The sequence below is a fragment of the Collinsella aerofaciens genome, assembly GCF_040915425.1.
In the GTDB taxonomy this organism is placed as follows: Bacteria; Actinomycetota; Coriobacteriia; order Coriobacteriales; family Coriobacteriaceae; genus Collinsella; species Collinsella aerofaciens_BW.
Genome location: NZ_JBCPDN010000023.1, coordinates 22,999 through 29,730, shown reverse-complemented (window position 1 = coordinate 29,730; position 6,732 = coordinate 22,999). Strand labels below are relative to the sequence as shown.

5 protein-coding genes are annotated in these 6,732 nt (G+C 61.8%); all 5 read right to left on the bottom strand.

The annotated features are described in order from the left end of the window. A partial coding sequence (gene rpoB / locus AB5164_RS04780) for a DNA-directed RNA polymerase subunit beta (RefSeq protein ID WP_497197415.1) occupies positions 1 to 2,680 on the bottom strand: 2,680 nt, incomplete at its 3' end. Positions 2,681 to 2,967: 287 nt separating this feature from the next. Continuing rightward, complete coding sequence (locus AB5164_RS04775) at positions 2,968 to 3,876, bottom strand: UTP--glucose-1-phosphate uridylyltransferase (RefSeq protein ID WP_117736561.1); 909 nt, start codon at positions 3,874 to 3,876, stop codon at positions 2,968 to 2,970. Positions 3,877 to 4,189: 313 nt separating this feature from the next. Then, entirely contained in the window at positions 4,190 to 4,567 is a 378-nt protein-coding gene (rplL, locus tag AB5164_RS04770; protein ID WP_006235005.1) for a 50S ribosomal protein L7/L12, read from the bottom strand. 102 nt (positions 4,568 to 4,669) lie between these two features. Next, positions 4,670 to 5,191: a 50S ribosomal protein L10 gene (gene rplJ / locus AB5164_RS04765; RefSeq protein ID WP_055250258.1), complete on the bottom strand. Its 522-nt coding sequence runs from the start codon at positions 5,189 to 5,191 to the stop codon at positions 4,670 to 4,672. A 401-nt stretch (positions 5,192 to 5,592) separates the two neighbouring features. Further along, on the bottom strand, positions 5,593 to 6,729 hold the full coding sequence (locus AB5164_RS04760; protein WP_368142482.1) for a pyridoxal phosphate-dependent aminotransferase: 1,137 nt from the start codon (positions 6,727 to 6,729) through the stop codon (positions 5,593 to 5,595). Positions 6,730 to 6,732: the final 3 nt, after the last annotated feature.

Sequence of the window (6,732 nt, the reverse complement as noted above, 5' to 3'; positions counted from 1 at the left end):
TACGCGAAGGAACGCCCAGCGGGTTGAGGATAACGTCGATCGGGGTACCGTCAGCCATGTAGGGCATGTCCTCGACCGGCAGAACGTTGCAGATAACACCCTTGTTGCCGTGGCGACCGGCGATCTTATCGCCCTGCTGGATCTTACGACGCTGGGCGACGTAGACGCGCACCTGCTCGTTGACGCCGGGAGCCAGATCGTCGCCGTTCTCGCGGCTAAAGCGGACGACGTCGATGACGCGGCCGTAAGCGCCGTGAGGCATCTTAAGGGAGGTGTCGCGGACGTCGTGGGCCTTGGCACCGAAGATGGCGCGCAGCAGGCGCTCCTCGGCGGTCAGAGCGCTCTCGCCCTTAGGCGTGACCTTGCCGACCAGGATGTCGCCAGGACCGACCTCGGCGCCGATGCGGATGATGCCGTCCTCGTCGAGGTTGGCAAGCATGTCCTCGGAGAGGTTCGGGATCTCGCGGGTGATCTCCTCGGGGCCGAGCTTGGTGTCGCGGGCGTCGATCTCGTGACGGGTGATGTTGATGGTCGTCAGCAGGTCCTCGGCCACCAGGCGCTCGGACACGACGATACCGTCCTCGTAGTTAAAGCCTTCCCACGGCATGTAGGCCACGGTGAGGTTCTGGCCCAGTGCGAGCTCGCCGTGATCGGTCGAAGGACCGTCGGCCAGAGGCTCGCCCTGCTCAACGGTGTCACCGACGCGCACGAGCGGACGGTGGTTGATGCAGGTGGACTGGTTGGAGCGCTGGTACTTGGCCAGGTGATACTCGTCCATGCCGCCGGCATGCTTGACGATGATCTTGGCGGCGTCGGCAAAGATGACCTCGCCGGCGTTCTTGGCCAGGGTGACCTCGCCGGAGTCCAGAGCGGCGCGACGCTCCATGCCGGTACCGACATAGGGAGCGGCAGGGTGAACCAGCGGCACGGCCTGACGCTGCATGTTAGCGCCCATCAGCGTACGCTTGGCGTCGTCGTGCTCGAGGAACGGGATCAGCGTGGCTGCGACGGAGAGCATCTGACGCGGCGAGACGTCCATGTAGTCGACGTCCTCGACGGGCACGTCGGCGGGAGCGCCGAAGGAGCCGTCGAAGTCGCGGGTACGGGCGATCACGGTGTGCGGGCGGACAAGCTTGCCCTCGGCATCGGTCGTGATGAACTCGTTGGTCTTGGGATCGAGCGGCGTGTTGGCCGGCGCGATGACGTGCTTCTCTTCCTCGTCAGCGGTCATCCAGTCGATCTGGTCGGTGGCAACGCCGTTCTCGACGCGGCGGAACGGAGCCTCGATGAAGCCGTACTCGTTGACGCGGGCGTAGAGGGCGAGCGAGCCGATCAGGCCGATGTTGGGGCCTTCGGGGGTCTCGATCGGGCACATGCGGCTGTAGTGCGAGTTGTGAACGTCGCGGACGGCCGTCGGCACGTTGGTACGGCGGCTGGAGCCGGACTTGTGGCCGGCAAGACCGCCAGGGCCGAGTGCGGACAGACGGCGCTTGTGGGTCAGACCGGTCAGGGGGTTCGCCTGGTCCATGAACTGCGAGAGCTGCGAGGAACCGAAGAACTCCTTGATGGAGGCCACAATCGGGCGGATGTTGATGAGCGACTGCGGGGTGATCTCGTCGATGTCCTGGGAGCTCATGCGCTCACGGACGACGCGCTCCATACGGCTCATGCCGATACGGAACTGGTTGGCGACGAGCTCGCCGACGGTGCGGATGCGGCGGTTGCCAAAGTGGTCGATGTCATCGACCTTGAAGCCCTGCTCGCCGGCAGCGAGGGACAGCAGGTAGCGCAGCGTCGCGACGATATCCTCGTCGGTGAGCACCGTGACCTCTTCCTCGGTGGTGAGGTTGAGCTTCTTGTTGACCTTGTAACGACCGACGCGGGCCAGATCGTAGCGCTGCGGGTTAAAGAGCAGGCCCTCGAGCAGGCTGCGGGAAGCGTCCACGGTGGGAGGCTCGCCCGGGCGCAGGCGACGGTAGATCTCGATGAGGGCGTCCTCGCGAGTGAGGGCGGTATCGCGCTCCAGGGTGCGCTTGATCACATCGGAGTTGCCGAGCAGCTCGATGATGTCGTCGTTGGTGACGGCGATGCCAAGGGCGCGCAGGAACATCGTGGCGCTCTGCTTACGCTTACGGTCGATGGAGACCATGAGCTGGTCGCGCTTGTCGACCTCAAACTCGAGCCAGGCACCGCGGGACGGGATGATCTGGGCCTTGTAGATCTGCTTGCCCGAATCCATCTCGGAGCTGTAGTACACACCCGGGGAACGGACGAGCTGCGAAACGACGATACGCTCGGTACCGTTGATGATGAAGGTGCCCTGATCGGTCATCATGGGGAAGTCGCCCATAAAGACGAGCTGCTCCTTGATCTCGCCGGTCTCCTTGTTGGTGAGACGGACGTCGGTCAGAAGCGGAGCCTGATAGGTCATATCCTTCTCGCGGCACTCCTCGACGGTGTGCGCGGGGTCGCCGAACTGATGCTCGCCGAAGGTAACCTCGAGAACATGGTTCTGGCTCTGGATGGGGCTGGATTCCTTGAACGCCTCACGAAGGCCCTCGTCCTTAAAACGCTCAAAGGATTCCCTTTGAACAGAGATAAGGTTGGGGAGCTCCATGGCCTCCGGGATTTTCCCGAAGCTGACGCGTTTGCGCTCAGTGGCAGTGTATGCGTAGGTCACCAGGTTTTTCCTCCTTCACGGAAATGCTCGGTGGGTTGGCGAGGCATAGCTTCGCCAGTTATCGCAACCTAATAGTTTATCAGGTACCGACCGTTGGGCAAGAAAAGCCTTGACGCGATTGAGTTTTTGGAGTAGCAAAGTTTTTCGGCAGAAAACACGCAGGTAGATGTATGTGCATCGAACATATGTTCATATATTTTCTGTGAACAGAGGGCCGGCAATCGCAGCTCTTATAAAAAACGGGCGCGAACCGAGGTCCGCGCCCGTAAATATCGTTGCCCGAAGGCCTACTTGCGCATCAAGCCGCCGCGCTCGTCGATGGCGTCCCAGAAGGCGTCGGCAAAGCGAGGATCGCTTGCGGCCATGAGGGCGTTGGTGGCCATCCAGCCAGACGGGGTACCGGTGTCGTAGCCCGAGAGCGGGTCGATGACGACAGCGTACATAGCCTCGCGGTCGAGCGAGCGGGCCATGGCGTCAGTGAGCTGAATCTCGCCGCCCTTGCCGGCCTGCTGATCGGCGAGCAGGTCCATGACCAGCGGGCTCAGCAGATAACGGCCGACGATGTACAGGTTGGACGGAGCCGCCTCGGGAGCAGGCTTCTCGACCAGACCGCCGATGCGCCAAACGGCACCGGGCTCGTCGTCGGCAGCATTCTCGAAGCCCTCGAGCGAGCCTACGCGATCGCCGGCGATGACGCCATAGCGGCTGACTTCCTCGGGAGCGCACGCGGCAACGGCGATAACCGAAGCGCCACCGTGCTCCTTGGAAACGGCGAGCATCTTATCGCAGATGTCGCGGTTAGGCACAACGTAGTCGCCCAGAAGAACCAGGAAGTTCTCCCCTGCCACGGCGTCGGCAGCAGAGCGGATAGCATGACCGAGGCCCTTGGGCTCGTACTGATAACGGAAGTCGACCGGCATGCCGCCCGCGTGGGCGACGGCGTCGGCGTAGGCGTCCTTACCGCGCTCGCGCAGCAGGTTCTCGAGCGAGCGATCGGGCTGGAAGTAGCTCAGCAGCTCGGGCTTACCGGGAGAGGTAACGATGATGGCGTCGTCGACCTCCTCGGGATCGAGCGCCTCCTCAACGACATACTGGATGACCGGCTTGTCGAGCACCGGCAGCATCTCTTTGGGCGTGCACTTAGTGCCAGGCAGAAAACGCGTGCCAAGACCGGCGGCGGGGATGATTGCCTTCATGTTATTCAAGGATCCTTTCGCAGGCGCAGAATGCGCCCTGTGCGTGCGGCGCGACGGCCGCAGACCAAATTGCGATACCGAAGTATCTTACCGCCGGAGACATACGTCGCCGTAAGGCAAACGCAATTCTTCAGCAGGTCAACGCAAATTAATGCTCGAATGGTGCAATTTTACGCCCCAGCGGTAACAGGATTGGCGCGGCGAAGACAGCGGTGTTCTGCGTGCCGAGCAATGGGAATGAAGGGCCAAAACGAAAAAGACGGGGCTCGCAATGCGAACCCCGTCTGCAAAGAAATCTGGCGAGAGAGCCTGATTACTTGAGGGTGACAGCAGCGCCAGCAGCCTCGAGCTTCTCCTTGGCAGCCTCGGCGTCCTCCTTCTTGGCACCCTCGAGAACAGCCTTGGGAGCGCCCTCGACGACCTCCTTGGCCTCCTTCAGGCCAAGGTTGGTGAGCTCACGGACGGCCTTGATGACCTGGATCTTGTTGTCGCCGAAGCCCTCGAGCACGACGTCAAACTCGGTCTTCTCCTCGGCCTCAGCAGCGCCAGCAGCGGGAGCGGCGACAACAGCGGCAGGAGCAGCGGCGGAAACGCCGAAGGTGTCCTCGATAGCCTTGACGAGCTCGGAAGCCTCGAGAAGGGTCATTTCCTTAAGAGCATCGATGATCTCATCGGTGGTAAGCTTAGCCATTTCTAAGTCCTTTCGGTTTCCGTGCGGATGCACGGAGATCAGTTAAAACACGGCGCGAATGCGCCAGGGGTGCGGCGTTGCCGCCGCGGGTGAAAACAGCGACTAGGCTGCCTTCTGCTCGGAGACCTGCTGGATCGAACGAGCGAGACCAGAGGAAACGCCGTTGACGCAGACAGCGATGTCGCGAGCGAAACCGGAGATGAGACCGGCGATCTGGCCGAGAAGCTGATCCTTGGTGGGCAGCTCGGCGATAGCCTTAACATCATCAGCGGAAACGGCCTTGCCGTCGGAGATACCGCCCTTGATCTCAAGGACGCCCTTGGACTTAGCGGAGAAGTCCTTAAGGGCCTTAGCGGCCTCGACCGGCTCGGTCTCGTAGAACACATAAGCAACGGGGCCGGCGAGGATCTCGTCGATCTCGGGCTGCTCCTGGTTCTTGAGGGCGATCTTGACCAGGTTGTTCTTGTAGACCTTCATCTCGGCGCCGCACTCGCGAAGCTGATGACGCAGCTCCTGAGCCTGCTTAACCGTCAGACCGTTGTAGTTGACGACGAACAGACCGGCGTTCTCGGCGATACGGGACTCGATCTCTGCAACCTTGTCGATTTTGTACTGCTGGGGCATGAATTACACCTCCTCGAATTCTTTCCGGGCACGGTCCGCCACAAGGACGTGACGGGGGCATGTCCAAAAAGAAAGCCCCCGCGCTGCATGAGCGACGGGGGCGAGAAGACATATCTACTCGACCACCTCGGCTGGCGGGAAGTCCCATTAAGCTCGCGGGTAAGACCCGTTTGCGCCGGCTGTCTCTGGCAGCGGATTCGTGCGTGAACCGAAAGTATTATGGCGGGGACCCCGGCGTCGGTCAACGGGAAACCGGGCTGCACACAATTCCACCATCCGGCACGCTCCGCCGAAGGCCAGGCGCGGCCTGCGGTGACTTTGGGGCAGCCCGGTTTCCCGTTGGCCGGCGCCCCCACTCATAAGCCTTAAGTCGGTGGGCTGATGTGTTGCGTCCCTGATGGCTACAGGGTTGAAATGAAGGTGGACAGGCGATTTAGGCCTTCGTCCAAATCTTGGTCGGAAACACAATAGCTGAGGCGGATGTGGCCTTCGGTTCCGAAACAGTCGCCCGGGACTAGGGCTACGTTTGCCTCTTTGATGGCTTTGATGCAGAAGTCTTCGCTGACAAGGCCGAACTTTTTGATGCTCGGGAAAGTGTAGAAGGCCCCTGCGGGCTCTACTACTTCGAGGCCCATGGCGTTTAAGGCTGCGAGCACGCGCTTGCGGCGGGTTCGGTAGACATTGAGCATGGGGGTCGGGTCGACGGTGAGGGCTCGGGCTGCGGCGTCCATTTCGAAGGAGACGGCACTCGATACTAAGTATTGGTGAGCCTTGGCAATCTCGGCGATGACGGGGGCTGCTGCTGCGAGCCAACCTAAGCGCCAGCCGGTCATGGCCCAGGGCTTGGAGAAGCTCTCGATGATCACCGTCTGCTCGCGTAGCTCCGGGTGGCGCTGGGCAAATAGTTCGTAGCCGTCCACATAGACGAGGCGGTTGTACACGTCGTCGCAGACTACGTAGATACCCGCCTGCTCCGCTACGCGCGCCACGGCATCGAGCGATGCTGCGTCGAGGATGCAGCCCGTGGGATTGTTGGGCGAGCAGATAACGATGGCCTTGGTCGCTGGGGTCACACAGGCGCGAAGCGCTTCCTCGTCAACCTGAAATTGCGCGGGCTCCGTATCCAAAAAGACCGCCTTGGCATGGTTGGCAACGACGATGCTCTCGTACAAGCCAAAGGCCGGCGTGGGGATGATGACCTCGTCGCCTGGGTTGAGCATAGCCATGAATGTAGCCGACAGTGCCTCGGTCGCACCGTCGGTCAGGATGACCTCATCGGCGGAAAACGCCAGGCCCGCGTCATCCATATATTTGGACAGTGCATCACGCAGGGCGGGGCGACCGTTGTTGGGCGGATAGTGCGTGTCACCGCGGTCCAGTGCGGCGGTCACCTCGGCGCTAATCACATCGGGCGTGGGAAAATCGGGCTCGCCGAGCGCGAGCGCGATGCATCCCGGATGCTGCGCGGCGAGTGCGTTGATCCGGCGGATGCCGGAGGGCTTGAGCGTGGCAAGCGAGGTATTCATGGGCAGACGCATGGC

Coding starts and splice junctions, on each gene's coding strand:
- rplL (WP_006235005.1), bottom strand. CDS start 4,567: ATGGCTAAGCTTACCACCGATGAGATCATCGATGCTCTTAAGGAAATG.
- AB5164_RS04760 (WP_368142482.1), bottom strand. CDS start 6,729: ATGCGTCTGCCCATGAATACCTCGCTTGCCACGCTCAAGCCCTCCGGC.
- AB5164_RS04775 (WP_117736561.1), bottom strand. CDS start 3,876: ATGAAGGCAATCATCCCCGCCGCCGGTCTTGGCACGCGTTTTCTGCCT.
- rplJ (WP_055250258.1), bottom strand. CDS start 5,191: ATGCCCCAGCAGTACAAAATCGACAAGGTTGCAGAGATCGAGTCCCGT.